The organism is Methylomonas rapida (assembly GCF_024360925.2).
In the GTDB taxonomy this organism is placed as follows: Bacteria; Pseudomonadota; Gammaproteobacteria; order Methylococcales; family Methylomonadaceae; genus Methylomonas; species Methylomonas rapida.
The window spans coordinates 658,029-675,167 of the sequence record NZ_CP113517.1 but is presented as its reverse complement, the minus strand read 5'-3'; the positions used below and the strand labels follow the sequence as shown (position 1 = coordinate 675,167).

Here is a 17,139-nt window from a genome sequence, read left to right as displayed (position 1 = left end):
GCTCAGGTTTTTCAATAGAAGCCTGCCGCCAGAGTCAAATCAGACTGAAGACAGGCCAGCCCAATATTTACGACAACCACGCTAGAGCGGCGTTATTTCAAAACGAAACGCCGCTCGAACTCATCGACTGTCATCGGCTGGGCGAACAGGTAACCCTGAGCATAATCACAGCCGATCGCGTTCAATAAGTCTCTCTGCGCCTCGGTTTCCACCCCTTCCGCGATCACCTTCAGTCCCAGTTTATGCGCCATCACGATGATGGCCTGACACAGCACAAAATCACTGGAATCGGCGCTCAAGTTACTCACGAACGACTGATCGATTTTCAAGTAATCGATGTCGAATTTTTTCAAATAAGCCAGGGACGAATAACCGGTACCGAAGTCGTCGATAGCCACCTGCACGCCGGCATCGCGAAATACCAACAAATGCTCGCTGGCCTTGGTATTGGCCTCCAATAACAAGCCTTCGGTGATTTCCACCGCAACGGCGTTGCCGGGCAATTCCAAGCGCCTCAGCCAGTCCAACCAGTCGAGAGCGCCATGCCGGCTATCCAAAAATTGCTGCGGTGATTTGTTGACGCTGATCTGGAAATCGGGATGCAGGATTTGTCGCCAACGCGCCACTTGCCGGCTAGCCGTTTGAAACACCCAATCGCCAATTTCATGGATCAGGCCCGCGTCTTCCGCCAACGGCACGAACTCCGCGGGGCTAATGCCGCCTCGCTCCGGATGCTGCCAACGCAGCAAGGCTTCAGCCTTATGCACGGCACCGCTGCTCAATTCCACAATGGGTTGATAAACCAAGCCGAATTCCTGATTGGCCAAAGCGCCGCGCAAATCGGTCACCATGGCCGCCCTGGCCGTCAAGGCTTCCTGCATGGCCGCGGTAAAGAAGCTATAACGATTCCTGCCCAGGTTTTTAGCCGCATACATGGCCTGATCGGCATTGCGCAGCAATTGCCCCAGCTCCAGACCATCGTCCGGATACAGCGTAATGCCGATACTGGCGGACACGAACACCACCTCGTCGCTCAGCGTGAAGGGCTCGCTCAAGCGCTGAATCAGCAACTTCGCCACCCTTTCCAGCCCATCCAAACTCGCCATTTCACCGAGAATTACCGTAAACTCGTCGCCGCCGAGGCGGGCAACGGTATCCGATTCCCGCACGCTGGCACTCAAGCGGCGACCGGCTTCCTTCAACAACTCATCGCCCATTTCATGACCCAAGGTATCGTTGACATCCTTGAAATGGTCCAAATCGATGAACAGCAAACCGAAGCGCTGCTGCATGCGTTGGGCTTTTTTGATTTCCTGCGCCAGGCGCTCGCGCATCAACCTGCGATTGGGCAAACCTGTCAACGGATCGAAATAGGCCTGCTGCCAGATTTGCTCTTCCGACTGTTTGCGCTGGGTAATATCGGAGAACAAAGCCACGCGGCGCTGAGGCCGCCCTTGATCGTCAAAAATGCTGTTGATGGTAATTTCTTCGATATAAATTTCGCCGGTTTTGCGGCGATTGATGATTTCCCCACGCCAGCCCCCCGTGGCGTTGATGGAATCCCACATCGCCCTATAAAAGGCTTGATCTTGCAATCCCGACGCCAGAATCTTGGGATCTTGCCCTCGCACTTCCTCGAAGGAATAGCCGGTGATCTGGGTGAATGCCGCATTGACCTTGAGAATCTTATTCTCGGCATCGGTCACCAGCATGGCCTCGCTGCTGTTGTCAAATACCAGCGCGGCCAGCTTCAGCGCCTCCTCGGACTCCTTGCGCGGGCTAATATCGCGGGAAAACCCCACCGTACCCAGCACTTCACCCTTGTCATCGATCAACGGCGCCTTGTAAGTCTCCATCCAGCGCCAGCATCCATCGACCAGCAGACTTTCCTCGATATGCTTTCGTTGCCGGCTTGCCATCACCTCTTCATCGTTGCGGCGATAACCTTGCGCCAAATCGGCCGGAAAAATGTCGAAATCGGTTTTACCGATGACATCCTGAATGCCGATACGACATTGCTGGGCAAAGGTTCTGTTCACCGCCAAATAACGGCTTTCCCTATCCTTCAGCCACACGAGGAAGGGGAAATTATCCAGCAAGGAACGCTGGTAGTACTCCTGCTGCCGCAAACTGAGTTCGCCTTTGCGCATCTCGGTAATGTCGGTGAAATACCAGATACGGCCGTAATAATGTCCCAAGCGATCCCGCACCGGCGCGCTAAAACGTTTCAGAAGCTTGCCGTCGACCAATTCGATTTCATCCCGGCTGGTTTCTTCCGGATGCGCATACAGGAAGGACACCTTTTCCAGAAATTGCCGCGGATTTCTGGTCTTGTTCTTTACAAACTCGAGTTGCAGACTGTCGTCGGCTTGCTCGGCAATGCCGGGCGGAATATCCCACAATTCGCTCAACCTTCGATTTTGCAACAGTTTATTGCCGGTTTCGTCCACGGCCAAAATACCGTCCGGCGTCGCTTCCAGCAACGCTTCCAGAAACGTGGTCCGCCACAGCAATTGGTCGTCGATGCGCTTGCGCATGCTGATGTCTTCATATATCCCCAAGACGCCAATCACCTCGCCATCACTATTGCGTAGCGGTAACTTCGAGGTGCGCAGCCAGATTTTCTCGCCATTGGGGCGGGTCTGCGGCTCTTCATAGCCTACCCGTCCCTGGCCCGTTTCCATGACCTGACGGTCGTCGGCCTGATATTGCTCGGCCTGCGCCCACCAACCCAACTGATGATCATTCTTGCCGAGCAAGTCATCGACGGCGGCCAGGCCGGCATCCTCGGCAAACAAGCGATTGCCCCCCAGGTAACGGGATTGGCGATCCTTCCAAAACACCCGCAACGGCAGGGTTTCCAGGACGGTTTGCAATAACACGTTGGCATCGGACAAGGCCTTGTTGATTCGAGACTGCTCGGTCAAGTCCATCAGCGTGACCAGATATTCGTTTTCGTAAGCGCCTTCCAGCGGGCCCGCACCGGCCAGTACCTGACGGATTTCGCCGTTTTTGCAAACCACTTTTTTCTGAAAGGGCTGAAGCGGCAGGCCGCTTTGCTTGGCCTGCCGCAGGCGCTGCCTCCAGGTGTCCTTTACCCATTGCCGATACGCCGGTTCCGGATAGGCTTGGGTAAACCAATCCTCCAGCGTGGGAATATCGTCCAGCGTATAACCAAAGGTTTTGACGAAGGCGGGATTCAACAGCGTAATCCTTTGCCTGTCATCGTTCAGCGCGCAGGGTATCGGTGTCGCATCAATGATGGCTTGCAGGCGGCGTTGGCTCCCGTGTAAAACTCGAGCGTAATAAAGGTTGCTTTGCAAAGCCAGGACCAGCAGCGTGCCGGTAAACGACAGCACGGCCATGAAAAACCAGAAGTTCAACATGCCGCTCTGCTGAAAATCGTTTGCAAACACGCCGCGCAGGTGGGCCGCGCCATACAACCCCATCAACACGCCCAGGGTTGCGACCCACATCACACCGTGGCGGCCAAACCGCAAGGCCCCCCAAATCATGCAGGGAAAAAACCAATAGGTATTAGGATATACCTCGGCCGAGAACGGAAAAAAACCAAGAAACAGAAACTGCCCTATGAACAGGCACAACGCCATGAAGGACAAGGTTTCAAGCAGACGCGTCCGCCGAAACCATTCATGCGGCCAGCGTCGCCAGACCAGAATGACGGGCGTGGTGAAGACGATGCCGAACACATCGGCCATCCACCAATGCAGCATCGCTTTAGGCATGGCAGGCGTTGGAATCAACCCACCCCACCAAATGGCCCAAGGACCCAGCACGGCGCTAATCAAGGAACAGGCGGCGGCGGCATAGCTCAGGCGAAAAAAATGCTCGGGCCGGCTCAAGACCGGCGAAAACCGGCCATCGCGCTTCAGCCACCACGCCGCCGCCACCGATTCCAGGGTATTGCCGGCGGCAATGAAAACGGACATCCAAAAGGCATCATCCACCATCAAACCGGCCGCGAACGCACCGAGGAAAATGCCCGGCCAATAATGCATGCCCTTGAGCAGCAATACGGCCAGCCCGATGCCGCCGGAAAACCAGACTAGCGAAACGCCGCTATTGGCTTCGGAAAACGAGGTCAGTACAATTTTGGCGACGATGGCATACAGCAATCCCAGACATAACAAGCCGCCAATTTCCTGCCATCGATAACGCCGAATCGCCATGTTAAAACCTCATGCGCCCAACCTGCCAGTCCATTACTAAAACACCAGAGAGAATCCGGCCGCCTGCCACCCCGCGAAAGCCTTGTATGCGGCAATACCGGCCAACAACAAAAACATCAAGCCGCTGATTTTGTGCAATAGCACCAGCGGCATGCGCTGCAGTACCGTGCGCCCCGCCAGCACGCCCAGCCCGGAGGTAAAGGCCAGGGCGATTGTCGAACCCAGCCAGACAGCCAATGGCGACGCGGTACTGCTGAAGGCCACGACCGCCAATTGGGTCTTGTCGCCGAATTCCGCCACGGTTATCAGCAAAAACGTAGTAAAAAAGATGCTGTGCCCGCTTTTTTCCACGACGTCTTCGTCATCGTCATCCTCGTCATGGTTCAACAAAGCATGCAAGCCAAAACCGGCAAACAACAGCGCCACAATCGCGGCCACCAGATATTCCGGCAACCATTTGGCAATCGCCACGCCAAACACCACGGCCAGTGTATTCAAAAAGGCAAAGGCGGCGATGGCGCCCCATATCACCGGAGTCGCACGATGCCGCGAGGCCAGCGTCATGCACACCAATTGACTCTTGTCGCCGATTTCCGCCGCGGCGATCAGGGCAAAACTGGTCGCCGCGGTAGCGGAGAGCTGGGGAAGATCGTGCAAATATCCAATGAAGCGAGCTAGAAAATCCATAGAGCAAAAGTGAAAAATGAAAGGGCGAAGGCGAAATCAGCTTAACAGCCCAAGAAAAACACTTGGCTTTCTTCCTGTTTCATTCGCCTTTTTCTGGCTTATCCCAAGATTTTGTCCAGCATCATCATGATGATGAAACCGATCATCAACGAAAACGTGGCGACGCGCGAACGGCCCCTGGCATGCGTTTCCGGAATGATTTCCTCGCTGATCACGAACAACATCGCACCAGCGGCAAAGCCCATCGCCACCGGCAATACCGAGGAAAACACCGTCACCATCGTGATGCCGAGCAGACCGCCAACAGGCTCCACCAAGCCGGTCAAGGTCGCAATCGCCACGGCCTTCCATTTGTTATAGCCCAAGCCCACCAGCGGCAAGGCGACGGCCAAACCTTCCGGCAGGTTTTGCAAGGCAATCGCAATCGACAACACCAGCCCGTTTTTCATGTCGCCGGAACCGAAACTGACGCCGACCGACATGCCTTCCGGGAAGTTATGAATCGTAATCGCGATGATGAATAAGGAAATTTTCTGCAGGGAGTCCAGGCTTTCATCGGCCACCGCGTCGAAGTGCAGATGCGGCAGTTTTTCATCGGCAAAATGCAAAAACAGCGCACCCAGCAACATGCCGGCAGACACGATCAACAAACCTTTGCCCGGCCAGATTTGCTCGCCATAATCCATGCCCGGCACCAATAACGAAAACGCCGTCGCCGCCAACATGACGCCCGCCGCCGCACCCAGCATGCTGTTGAATAACCGGGGGGAAATATCCTTGAAAAACAAGGCGGGCAATGCCCCTACGCCGGTGGCCAAACCCGCCAGGATACTGGCCAGAAAACCCACCACGACGATCTTGCCAAAAAGCAGATACAGGCTGCCGAACACCACGATCTGACTGGCGATGAAAAGCCCGGCAATCGCGCCCCAACGCTGCAGCGTCGGCAACATCATCAATCTCAGATACTGCGGATGAGCCTGCAAGCGCAGATAATACCTTTCAAAAAAAGCTTGGATATCGAACATGGGTGCCCTCGTAAATGGTGTCGGTAGCTATGCCGATTATACTGAAGGCCATCTAAAACGCAGGTGATTTCTTCGGGCCTTTTCTCGGATTGAATCAGGCTGTGATGTGGTGTTCAGCCCCCTCCTCGAAAAGAAGTCGGCAATTGGGCATTCCTGTTTGAAAAAGGGGACTGAATACTTATGCTGCGAGTTAAAGCCTAGAATCGCGACGGGGCGTCGCTCCCACGGAACATTTCAACGCAGAGGCCGCTTGACTTCAGGCCCTGGCGATGGGAAAGGCCAATACCTCTTCGATGGAATCACAACCGCAAGCGATCATCAACAAGCGATCCAGGCCAATCGCCACCCCGCTGCACTCGGGCAACCCGGCTTGCAAGGCTTGCAGAAACAAGGCATCCTTCTCTACAGCCGCCAACCCATGCGCCGCGCGATAGGCGATTTCCTTGTCAAACCGCGCCTCCTGTTCGGCGGCGTCGCAAAGCTCGTAAAAGCCGTTGCCGAGTTCCATGCCGTTGATGAAGACTTCAAAACGCTGCGCGATACGGCAGTCATCGGGATGAATGCGCGCCAGCGACGACTGGATGGCCGGATAATCATGCACCAGGCACACCGTATCGCCGGGCATGTTTTTTTGCACGCAATGGCTAAACAACAAATCCAGCCACAATGCATGATCGTCGCCGCACAAAGCGTCGGCTTCCGGCAAGCCGTGTTCCAAGCCGAATTGCCGATAAGCCGAGCGCTCGAACAGCAGAGGATCAAGGCCCGTGACCTGGACAAACAACTGCCGATAGCTGGTTTGCAGCGTTTGCATGGGTGGCAGCACCGACGACAGCAAGTCGGCGACTTCATTCATCAATTGCTGTAAATCGAAACCGACGCGATACCATTCCAGTATCGTGAATTCGGGATTGTGAAAGCGGCCGGCCTCGCCGTTGCGAAAGGCCTTGCAGATTTGATAAATGCTGCCGCTGCCCGCCGCCAGCAGCCTTTTCATCGCAAACTCGGGCGACGTTTGCAAAAACAGAGGTTTAGCGTGCGGCGGACTATGAAACTGGCTGGAGAAAAAATCCAGATTGGGATCGGTGCCGGTGGCGCGACATAACAAGGGCGTTTCCACCTCCAGCACGTCGCGCTCGGCAAAAAACTGGCGGACCTCGGCCAGCAACCGCGCGCGTTGTCGCAGTCGCAGCATATCCGCCGCCGGCTGCCAGGGGCCGGCCACTATTCTTTGGCGCGGGAAACGTATTCGCCGGTACGGGTATCGACCCGGATCACCTCGCCGATTTGCACGAACAATGGCACGCGCACGACGGCGCCGGTTTCCAAGGTTGCAGGCTTGCCGCCGCCGCCCGAGGTATCGCCCTTTAGGCCTGGGTCGGTTTCGGTAATCGCCAGTTCGACGAAGTTGGGCGGCGTGACGGACAGCGGCGAATCGTTCCACAGCGTCAGCGTGCACATATCCTGCTCTTTCAGCCATTTGATGGCTTCGCCCACCGCGTTTTTGTCCGCTTGATATTGCTCGAACGTGTCGGGCACCATGAAATGAAAGAATTCACCGTCGTTGTACAAATACTGCATGTCTCTATCGACGACGTCGGCGCCTTCCACGGTCTCACCGGACTTGAAGGTGCGCTCGATGACGCGGCCGGTTTTCAGGTTACGGATTTTGACCCGGTTAAAGGCTTGGCCTTTACCTGGCTTGACGAACTCGTTCTCGATAATGGAACAAGGATCGTTGTCCAGCATGATTTTCAAACCGCCTCTAAACTCGTTGGTGCTAAAAGTCGCCATTTTTTCCTCGTGAAACAAACAATAAGTCGGACGATTATAATGGATATGGATTTTATTCGGAAACCGGAGCCGCATTGAACACCCCCACCGCCCCTTGGCAACGCCAGCTTGCCGAGGCTTTTTCGAGCATCGATGCCTTGTGTCGGCAGCTACAGATCGATCCAGCCAGCCTGCCACTATTACCTGAATTCAAGGATTTTCCGCTGCGCGTACCGCGCGGATTCGTCGCCTGCATGGAAAAAGGCAATCCCGCCGATCCGTTGTTGCGACAGGTTTTACCCGTGCAACAGGAATTGCAACAATTTCCGGGCTTCAGCCTCGACCCGGTCGGTGACCTGGATGCCGTGGCCGAAGCGGGCGTGATCCACAAGTATCATGGCCGCGTGCTGCTGATTGCGACCGGCGCTTGTGCGGTGCATTGCCGTTACTGTTTTCGCCGCCATTTCCCCTATCAGGAACTGCAGTTATCCAGTCAAAAACTGGATAAAGCGCTCACTTACATCGCCGAGCGCGACGACATCGCCGAAGTCATACTCAGCGGCGGCGACCCCTTGCTGCTGAACGACGACAAACTCGAAAATCTGCTTCTCCGCATCAGCGCCATAGCCCACGTCCAGCGTATCCGTATCCATAGCCGCATTCCCGTGGTCCTGCCGGCTCGAATTACGCCGGCTTTGCTGGAAACGCTGGCCGGCCTGCCGCAAAAAGTCATCCTGGTTTTACACGCCAATCACCCAAACGAATTGAGCACCGAGGTCGGCGACGCTTGCCGGCAACTGGCCATGCATGGGGTCACGTTGTTGAATCAAAGCGTTTTGCTGAAAGACGTCAATGACGACAGCGACACACTCTGCACGCTCAGCGAAAAACTGTTTGGTTTCGGCATCTTGCCTTATTACCTGCATTGCCTGGATCGCGCGGCCGGCGTGGGGCATTTTGAAGTGACATTGAATCGGGCGCGGCAGTTGATGCAAACCTTGCAGCAAAGACTGCCCGGCTATCTGGTGCCGAAATTGGTGCAGGAACAAGCCGGTGCCGCGCATAAGATTCGTATTGCCTGAACCGGCAAGTCAGGTCGGCATTGTCCTGCGACGTCCCGCGGTTTAAGATTGAGTCAGCGGCCACCTTTTCAGCGGATAAGAAATGAGTACGACAGTTACGCCAGCCTGCGAGCGCAAATTACGCATCATCCTGTTGCTGGCGGTCATGTTGTTTACGGCGGAACTGGCCATGACGGCGCATGAACTGCTATCCGGTGGCGAGCAAACACCTTTTGCATACTTACGCGCGGCGATGGCCGGTTTGGGGATATTGGGCCTGGGCTACAGCCTGACTCGAACCAGCAAAACCCCGTTTCAGCAAAAAAACATACCCCTTGGCTTTGCGGAGTTGCCGCTGCCGGCCGTCGTGGTCGATCGTCAAGGCATCATTCGCGACCTCAATCCCGCTGCCGCGGCCTCCGTCGCGCAACCCCGCCGGGTTTTGATCGATCACCCCGTACACGCCTGGTTTCACCCCGCCGCGACCGACATTGGCGAATGCCTGCTTTGCCAACACATCAAGGCCGGAAAACCTTTGCCAGCCACGGAGCTTGCCTTCTCGGAACAGCACTGGCAGCAAATATCCTTGAGCGGCTTGTCGCCCGACCACCCGGATCTCTGGCTGCAACTGCATGTCGACATCACCGCCTGCAAGCAGGCCGAACGACAATTGTCGCTAGTGATCAACGGCGCGGAATTAGGCTATTGGGATTGGGACTACGCCACCGGCAAGCATCGAGTCAATCAACGCTGGCTGGACATGCTGGGCTTGCAGCAGGAAGACCTGGACAATTACGTCAGCGATTGGGATCACCGCATTCATCCCGAAGATCGCGACCGAGTGCGCGAACTGATTGCCAGCCATATCGAATCGCACACACCCTATGTGGTGGAATTTCGTATGCGCCACAAGGACGGGCACTGGGTATGGATTCAAGGTTCTGGCTCGGTAGTCGAACATGACCCGGTCAGCGGAAAAGCCACTCGACTCTGCGGCACGCATCAAAACATCAGCAAACGCAAACAATTTGAAAAAAACCTGCAAAAGGCCTACCAAATCATCAGCCAAAGCCCTTCCGTCGTATTGAAATGGCACGGCAACGAAGGCTTGCAAATCGAATTCGCCACCGAAAACGTCCATCAGTTATTGGGCTACACGACCAGCCAAATAGCGAACGGGAACATATTCTACCTGAGCCTGATTCACCCCGACGACCAGGCCAGGTTCAACGAGGAACTCAACAGCTGCCGCAACCTGCCGGATTGCCAGGAAGTCGCCCATCAGCCCTATCGAATCATCGCCGCCAACGGCAGCATCAAGTGGGTGCAGGACCATAAAGCCCTCAGCCGAAACGAAGACGGCCAAGTCATCGGCTATCACGGCCTGGTGACCGACATTACCCGCCAGCGCCAGCAATCTAGCGCCATCCGCAACATCATATCCAGCGTGTCGGAGAAACGCGCCACGACGACACTGGACAATCTGACCCTGCTGGCGGCGGAAACCCTGGCCGCGGACTATGCCTTGATAGCTGAAATACAGCCTGCCGGCACTTGCCAGGTCCTGTCGTCGTGCAGCCAAACCCCATCGGTCGACAACCGGCTCTATGACATGCACCCCAGCGTTTGCGCCCAGCTGGCAACCGGCAAGACTTGTTGCCATCCCCGGAATGTCTGCTTTTATTTCCCGGAAGACCTGTGGCTGAGCAGCCATGACATCCAGGGCTTCATCGGCATACCCTTGCAAAACGAACGCCAGCAATTTTTTGGCTATGTAGTGGCGATGTATCGGCAAGCCATCCCCGATCCGCAGTTTGCCGAAGACATCCTCAGATTGTTCGCTGCCCAAATCACCGCGGAACTGGAAAGATCCGCCGCCATGCGCGCGCTGGAAATTCAAAGGCAACGATTGATCGACGCGCAAAGCATCTCGCATATTGGTGATTGGCAATGGCTCTGGTCGGAAAACGTGTTCAGCTGGTCGGATGAAATGTACCGCATCACCGGTACCAGCCGGGCCAACTTCATTCCATCGTTTGCCGGCATTCTGACGCAGCTCGTGCATCCTGACGACAGAAACCTGGTCAAGAGGGTGCTGCAAAACGCCACCTCCGACAGCCCTATCGATTTCACGCATCGCATCGTCCTGAGCAACGGCAAAATTCGTCATGTACACCAGCGCGGCAAGGTCATCAAGGGCGACAAACAGCCGGCCATCGGCATCCAAGGCACCATGCAGGACATCAGTGAGCGCCTGGAAATCGAACAACATCTGCTCGACGCCAAACAAGAGGCGGAGAAAGCCACTCAGGTCAAATCCGAGTTTCTCGCCAACATGAGCCATGAGATCCGCACGCCGATGAACGCCATCGTCGGCCTGATAGAACTTTGCCTGAACAGTCCACTGTCCTCCAAGCAGCGCGATTACCTCGAACGGGTCGAGGCAGCCGCCCATGACCTGATGAATCTGATCGACGACATTCTGGACATCTCCAAGATGGAATCAGGCAAACTCACGCTGGAAGCAATGCCGTTCCTGCTGGAGGATACGCTGGACCAGGTCTTTTCTATCATGTCGGAATTATGCCACCGCAAGCATCTGAAATTGCTCCGTCCCGAATTCACCCGGCCCTACCCTGCCGTGATCGGCGATCCACAGCGCTTGCGACAAATATTGATCAATCTGATCGGCAATGCGATTAAATTCACCAAGCACGGCCAAATCCAAGTGTCGCTACGCGAACTGAGCCGCACGGCGAATGAAATCCGGCTGGAATTCAGCATCAGCGATACCGGCATAGGCATGACCCCAGAGCAGCAGAGCAAATTGTTCCGCTCTTTTACTCAGGGCGACAGCAGTGTGTCCCGTCACTATGGCGGCAGCGGACTGGGTCTGGCGATTTGCAAGCAATTGGTGGAACAAATGGGGGGCGACATTCAGGTCAGCAGCCAGCTCAATGTCGGTTCCAGTTTCAGCTTCAGCGTGACACTGGGCGTGGCCGATAGCGGCGACATCCACCAATTTCCGACCCGCTTGCACAAGAATGCCGACACCAGCAGGTTACAATACATTCGTGACGCCCGCATCCTTCTGGTGGAAGACAACGAAGTCAATCGTATCGTCGCCACGGAACTGTTGACTCAGGCACATTTTCAGGTCGATTGCGCCGAAAACGGCGAAATCGCCTTGAGTAAACTGGCGGAACACCATTACGATTGCGTCTTGATGGATGTGCAAATGCCCGTGATGGATGGTTATCAAGCGACGCGCAATCTGCGCAAATTGCCTCATTGCGCCGCGCTGCCCGTGATTGCGATGACCGCCAATGTCATGAACGATGACCGCAACAAGTGCTTGCAGGCCGGCATGGATGATTTCATCGGCAAGCCCATTTTACCGGAAACCCTTTACAGCACCCTAGTCAAATGGGTTAAGCCCAATCGCGTGGTCAACGACATGATAAGCAGCATACCGCACAATAACGAGGAGATTCCTTATCTATACGGCATAGACACTGCGATTGGCCTGGTTCATACCGCCGGCGACACCGCCGTTTACCGGAAGATTTTACAAAAGTTTGCCGAAAACCATGCCGACAGCATGAGCGAAGTCGAACAAACCCTGGCAGCCGGCAACAAAGCCAGCGCGCGGCAGCTGGTGCACACACTGAAGGGCCTGGCCGGCTCATTAGGCGCCATCCAGCTACAAGGACATTTGATTCGACTTGAGGAATCACTTGCAGATTCCGACTCTAACATCGAAAATGGCCTGATGATCAACAAATTATGTCAGCTTACCCACGCGGAATTCACCAGGGTCATCAACGGTATTCGCGGCACCTTGTCGGCCGCGGCAACCGCCTTACCCAAACCGCAAAGGCTATTTTCGGCGACCGAAACAGACGAGCAACTGAAAATCTTGCTGGAAAAGCTGCAGGCTTTCGACTCGGATGCCGACCAGCAGCTGGAGCTGATTCTATCCGGCATTAACGATACGGCGCTGATCGACGCCCTGTTACAGATCAAAAAACAAATTGCCAATTACCGTTTTGTCGATGCGGGTCTTGCCCTAAGTAGACTGTTGGATTTATCGGACAGATGAGATGATGAAAAAACTACACGACCACACGATACTCGCCGTTGACGATAGCCCTGAAAATCTCGATCTGATCAAAAACATACTGGAACCTTACTACACCGTAAAGGTAGCCCCGACCGGCGAACTGGCCCTGCATATCGCGCAGACCCAGAAACCCGACATGATACTGCTGGACATCATGCTCGACGACATCAACGGCTATGACATTTGCCATCGGCTGAAATCGGATGACAAAACCCGTAACATCCCCGTCATCTTCCTGACCGCCAAGCGATCGGAAGCCGACGAAGTACAAGGCTTCAAAATCGGCGGCTGCGACTATATCACCAAACCTTTTTCACCCGCCATCATGCTGGCTCGCATCAGAACCCAAATCCAGCTCAAGGCCAAGACCGACTTGCTGGAAAAACTGGCCTCCCTGGATGGCTTGACGGAAATTCCGAACCGCCGCGCATTCGATACCGCGCTGGAACGCCAATTCAACCAAGCCCAACGCACCGCGACCCCGTTGTCGTTGTTGATGATGGATATCGATTATTTCAAGCGATTCAACGACCATTACGGCCATCCGGTCGGCGATGATTGCCTGCGCCGGGTCGCCAACGCCTTGAGGGCGTTGACGCATAGACCCGAAGACTTGGTCGCGCGGCTAGGCGGCGAGGAATTCGGCATTTTATTGCCCAACACCGATAACATCGGCGCCACGCTGCGCGCGGAACAATATCGAAGCGTGGTTGAAAACCTCAAGATCCAGCACCAGCTCAATGAATCTGCGCCCTACGTCACGGTTTCCATCGGCGTTGGCACGGTGATCGCCAGCCAGGGCGGCGATGCGAACGACCTCCTGCAAGCAGCCGACAACGCGCTGTATCAAGCCAAACACCAAGGCCGTAACCGGGTATGTTTCCAGGACTTGTCGCAGCCGTCCCAATGCGTTTGAATTCTCGTTTGCGTTTTCGCCATCCCGTTTATAATCCCGCCTCACATGGATACCGCAATTTTCAATTTAGCCGTTTATGCACCTTTATCTCGATTTCAATGCATCCTATCTCGCTGCCTTTGTCATAGGCCTGTTTAGTAGCCTACACTGCATCGGCATGTGCGGTTCCATCATCGGCACATTGACCTATAGTCTCAGTCCCGAGCTGCGCAACAACAAACGCATATTGTTCAGCATCGTGCTCAGCTACAACCTCGGCCGCATCGCCAGTTACGCCATGGCCGGCGCCGTGGTCGGCGTACTGCATGCCTTCCTGAGTCTGCCGTTCACGCAAGGCCACGCCCACCGCATCCTCCAACTGGCATCCGCGCTGATCATGACAGGCGCCGGCTTGTACATCGGCGGCTGGTTTCCGCGGTTTGCCTACATCGAAAAACTGGGTTCGCGCTTCTGGAAACTGATAGAGCCTTTTGGCCGTAGAATGATTCCGGTCAAAACCCGCATCCAGGCTCTACTATTCGGCATGATCTGGGGCTGGCTGCCCTGCGGCTTGATTTATACCGCGCTGGCATTGGCCGCCACCACAGGCAACATCGTGCATAGCTCAATGACCATGCTGTCATTCGGGTTGGGTACTTTACCTGCCGTGGTCGGAGTCGGTATAATGACTTCGATGCTGGCCAAGCTGTCTAGAATTCAGCATTTCAAACAAGCGGTTGGAATTCTATTAATCATTTTCGCACTGCTGGCAGCCTTCCCATGGCTTAATCCGATGCGTGTTGAACACATCATGACGTTTTGAGAGGTTTTACAGTGGATCACTTCAGTTCAATTATTGGTCAATCTCCCGCACTGGAATCACTGATTCGTAGCGCCCGCATGGTGGCGGCGACCGACGTCACGGTTCTGATCAAAGGTGAAACCGGTACTGGGAAGGAAGTCCTCGCGACAGCCATTCAAAAAGACAGCCCAAGGGCGAACAAGCCGTTCGTAACGCTAAACTGCGCCGCCCTGCCCGAAAGCCTGGTCGAATCGGAAATTTTCGGCCACAAGAAAGGCGCTTTCACTGGCGCTGTCTCGGACAAACAAGGCCTGTTTCAAGCCGCCGACGGCGGAACTTTGTTTCTCGATGAGATCAACTCGCTACCCTTGTCGATTCAGTCAAAATTGCTGCGTTTCCTGGAATCCGGCGAATGCCTGCCCGTCGGCGGCACCAAGCCTTATCGGGTCAATGTCAGGGTCATCGCCGCGACAAACTCGGATCTGAACAAATTGATCGACGCCGGTGAATTCCGCCGTGACTTATATTTCCGCCTGAATGTCGTTCCCCTCGAGATTCCATCGTTGCACCAACGCAGCGACGACATCGAAATGCTGACCAAACACTTCTTTGCCCATTTTGCCGAAACCCATGCCTTGCAATCGCCAACCCTGAGCAAACAGGCGTTGAAGACCCTGCGTGCCTACAGATGGCCGGGCAATGTGCGCGAACTGCGCAATCTGTGCGAACGCCTGAGCATCCTGCTTGCGGGCAGAGTCATCGAACCGGAGAATTTGCCGCACGAATTCACGCACAATAACACCGACACCGGCGCTATCCTGGAATTCAAATTACCCGAAGCCGGCCTGCAACTCGACGCCCTGGAAGCCAACATGATCCATCAGGCCCTGGCCAGAACCAATGGCAATCGCAGCAAATCCGCGCGTTTATTGGGCATTTCCCGCGACACCTTGCTGTACCGCATCCAAAAACACGGCTTGGCCACTCACTGATTTCAAAACGGGTTGCGGCTTGCGTCGCAACCTTGCTTCGAGGTTTAACGCATGCGCACCCACTGCACGGTGCAATTGTCGCTTTTTCCTTGTGCGCGCAAGATCGCCAATTGCGCCATTTTTTTCAGCTCCGCCTTGCCGACGGCCGGCTGAGATAACTGCAACAACTCCTGCTCCTTGATCGACTCCCAAAAGCCATCGCTGCAAAGAATGAAGGTTTCGCCGCTTTGCATAGGCGGAAATAATTGAATATCCACCTGCGGCGGTACTGATACGTTGATGCTTCGCGTCAGTTGATTCTGCTCGGGATGTATGCCCATTTCCCATTCACTGAGCTTACCCTCGTCGAATAATTGCTGAATCCGCGAATGATCCTTGGTACGCCATAGCACTTGGGCGGGATTAAGACGATAAATGCGCGAATCCCCGCAATGCGCGGTGATCGCCCGCTCGTCATCGAGATACAAAATGGCGCAGGTGGTATGCGCATCAAACGCGGCCGGATCGTCCGCGAATAATTCCCGCATCTTGCCAACCGCGGCAACGACCCAGTCGTTGATCGCTTGCTGAGCCTGCAACTTGATAGCCGGTTGAAACCGAGTGACTAGCGCAATCAAGGCCCGACAGAAAAATTGCGCCGCTTTTTCGCCGGCATGATGTCCGCCCAAACCGTCCGCGACCACAAAAACCGCATAGTCCCGGTAAAGCCTATGCACCATGCAATCCTGATTGACCTCCCTATCGCCCACCGAGGTCAATTGATAAACCTCCAACGCATTCATCATGAACTAAATGTGCAGGCGCACTTCCCGCATGATCCGTTTCATATCCCTGACCGCCTGATCCAAACCGGAAAAAACGGCCTGCGCAATGATGGAGTGACCGATATTCAGCTCGACGATTTGAGGGAGTCTGCAGATCGCCTCGACATTGTGCAAACTCAGGCCGTGGCCGGCATTGACTTGTAACCCTGCTTGATGGGCATATTGGGCAGCGTGCTGAATGCGTAGCAACTCCTGTTGCTGTTCCTGCAGTGTTTGCGCATCGGCATAACGGCCGGTGTGCAATTCAACCACCGGCGCCCCGGCTTTCACCGCCGCATCGATTTGTGCGAAGTCCGGATCGATAAACAACGACACCTCGATTCCAGCCTCCGCCAAAGTCTGGCACGCATCGCGCATTCGGCCCGGTGCCGCCACGACATCCAATCCACCTTCGGTGGTGAGCTCCTCGCGTCGTTCCGGCACCAGACAGCAGGCGTGCGGCTTGACTGCCAGCGCGACGGCAATCATCGTTTCGGTCACCGCCATCTCCAGATTCAGCTTGGTCTGCAGCATCTCCCTCAATAAATAAATGTCTCTATCCTGAATATGCCGCCGGTCTTCCCGCAGATGCGCGGTAATGCCATCGGCCCCCGCCTGTTCGGCGATCAGGGCCGCCTGCACGGGCTCTGGATAACGCGTGCCACGGGCCTGACGCAAGGTTGCGACATGATCGATATTCACGCCCAATAAAATGACTTGTTTTTCCATTGATTTTTAGTAGTTGGCAAAAAACACAAGATGAAAGACGAAAGACCGGCCTTTCA

At 55.2% G+C, this 17,139-nt stretch carries 12 protein-coding genes; 5 read left to right on the top strand and 7 right to left on the bottom strand.

Going from position 1 to position 17,139, the window contains the following annotated elements; all coding sequences use genetic code 11:
• Nucleotides 1–92: 92 nt before the first annotated feature.
• The 5 genes from NM686_RS03230 to efp all read right to left on the bottom strand — a co-directional run bounded on the left by NM686_RS03230 (nt 93) and on the right by efp (nt 7,699).
• On the bottom strand, nt 93–4,190 hold the full coding sequence (locus NM686_RS03230; protein WP_255186450.1) for an EAL domain-containing protein: 4,098 nt from the start codon (nt 4,188–4,190) through the stop codon (nt 93–95).
• A 36-nt stretch (nt 4,191–4,226) separates the two neighbouring features.
• Nucleotides 4,227–4,877 (bottom strand): TMEM165/GDT1 family protein, encoded by a 651-nt coding sequence (locus tag NM686_RS03225; RefSeq protein ID WP_255186449.1) that lies wholly within the window; start codon nt 4,875–4,877, stop codon nt 4,227–4,229.
• A 98-nt stretch (nt 4,878–4,975) separates the two neighbouring features.
• The gene (locus NM686_RS03220; RefSeq protein ID WP_255186448.1) at nt 4,976–5,905 is read right to left on the bottom strand and encodes a ZIP family metal transporter; all 930 of its coding nucleotides are present in this window, start codon (nt 5,903–5,905) and stop codon (nt 4,976–4,978) included.
• A 256-nt stretch (nt 5,906–6,161) separates the two neighbouring features.
• The gene (gene epmA / locus NM686_RS03215) at nt 6,162–7,130 is read right to left on the bottom strand and encodes an EF-P lysine aminoacylase EpmA (protein ID WP_255186447.1); all 969 of its coding nucleotides are present in this window, start codon (nt 7,128–7,130) and stop codon (nt 6,162–6,164) included.
• Nucleotides 7,130–7,699 (bottom strand): elongation factor P, encoded by a 570-nt coding sequence (efp, locus tag NM686_RS03210; RefSeq protein ID WP_255186446.1) that lies wholly within the window; start codon nt 7,697–7,699, stop codon nt 7,130–7,132. The genes epmA and efp overlap by 1 nt, the downstream gene beginning before the upstream one ends.
• A gap of 74 nt (nt 7,700–7,773) precedes the next feature.
• On the opposite strand from efp, the gene epmB reads away from it, so the two are divergent.
• The 5 genes from epmB (at nt 7,774) to NM686_RS03185 (ending at nt 15,551) form a co-directional block, all read left to right on the top strand.
• Nucleotides 7,774–8,760 (top strand): EF-P beta-lysylation protein EpmB, encoded by a 987-nt coding sequence (epmB, locus tag NM686_RS03205; RefSeq protein ID WP_255186445.1) that lies wholly within the window; start codon nt 7,774–7,776, stop codon nt 8,758–8,760.
• An 82-nt stretch (nt 8,761–8,842) separates the two neighbouring features.
• A complete protein-coding gene (locus NM686_RS03200) occupies nt 8,843–12,841 on the top strand; it encodes a PAS domain-containing protein (RefSeq protein ID WP_255186444.1) in 3,999 nt (1,332 codons plus the stop codon).
• Between the two features lies 1 nt (nt 12,842).
• Complete coding sequence (locus tag NM686_RS03195; protein ID WP_255186443.1) at nt 12,843–13,778, top strand: diguanylate cyclase domain-containing protein; 936 nt, start codon at nt 12,843–12,845, stop codon at nt 13,776–13,778.
• Between the two features lie 76 nt (nt 13,779–13,854).
• The gene (locus NM686_RS03190; RefSeq protein WP_255186442.1) at nt 13,855–14,580 is read left to right on the top strand and encodes a sulfite exporter TauE/SafE family protein; all 726 of its coding nucleotides are present in this window, start codon (nt 13,855–13,857) and stop codon (nt 14,578–14,580) included.
• Between the two features lie 11 nt (nt 14,581–14,591).
• Nucleotides 14,592–15,551, top strand: a complete 960-nt coding sequence (locus tag NM686_RS03185) for a sigma-54 interaction domain-containing protein (RefSeq protein WP_269022341.1) — start codon at nt 14,592–14,594, stop codon at nt 15,549–15,551.
• 44 nt (nt 15,552–15,595) lie between these two features.
• Here NM686_RS03185 and NM686_RS03180 read toward each other — a convergent pair whose 3' ends face one another.
• The gene (locus NM686_RS03180) at nt 15,596–16,336 is read right to left on the bottom strand and encodes a PP2C family protein-serine/threonine phosphatase (protein WP_255186440.1); all 741 of its coding nucleotides are present in this window, start codon (nt 16,334–16,336) and stop codon (nt 15,596–15,598) included.
• Nucleotides 16,337–16,339: 3 nt separating this feature from the next.
• On the bottom strand, nt 16,340–17,083 hold the full coding sequence (pdxJ, locus tag NM686_RS03175) for a pyridoxine 5'-phosphate synthase (RefSeq protein WP_255186439.1): 744 nt from the start codon (nt 17,081–17,083) through the stop codon (nt 16,340–16,342).
• Nucleotides 17,084–17,139: the final 56 nt, after the last annotated feature.

Bases quoted from the DNA above. Each gene is read 5' to 3' on its own strand.
- NM686_RS03230 (WP_255186450.1), bottom strand. From the start codon at position 4,190: ATGGCGATTCGGCGTTATCGATGGCAGGAAATTGGCGGCTTGTTATGT.
- NM686_RS03190 (WP_255186442.1), top strand. From the start codon at position 13,855: ATGCACCTTTATCTCGATTTCAATGCATCCTATCTCGCTGCCTTTGTC.
- efp (WP_255186446.1), bottom strand. From the start codon at position 7,699: ATGGCGACTTTTAGCACCAACGAGTTTAGAGGCGGTTTGAAAATCATG.
- NM686_RS03200 (WP_255186444.1), top strand. From the start codon at position 8,843: ATGAGTACGACAGTTACGCCAGCCTGCGAGCGCAAATTACGCATCATC.
- NM686_RS03180 (WP_255186440.1), bottom strand. From the start codon at position 16,336: ATGATGAATGCGTTGGAGGTTTATCAATTGACCTCGGTGGGCGATAGG.
- pdxJ (WP_255186439.1), bottom strand. From the start codon at position 17,083: ATGGAAAAACAAGTCATTTTATTGGGCGTGAATATCGATCATGTCGCA.
- NM686_RS03225 (WP_255186449.1), bottom strand. From the start codon at position 4,877: ATGGATTTTCTAGCTCGCTTCATTGGATATTTGCACGATCTTCCCCAG.
- NM686_RS03195 (WP_255186443.1), top strand. From the start codon at position 12,843: ATGATGAAAAAACTACACGACCACACGATACTCGCCGTTGACGATAGC.
- NM686_RS03220 (WP_255186448.1), bottom strand. From the start codon at position 5,905: ATGTTCGATATCCAAGCTTTTTTTGAAAGGTATTATCTGCGCTTGCAG.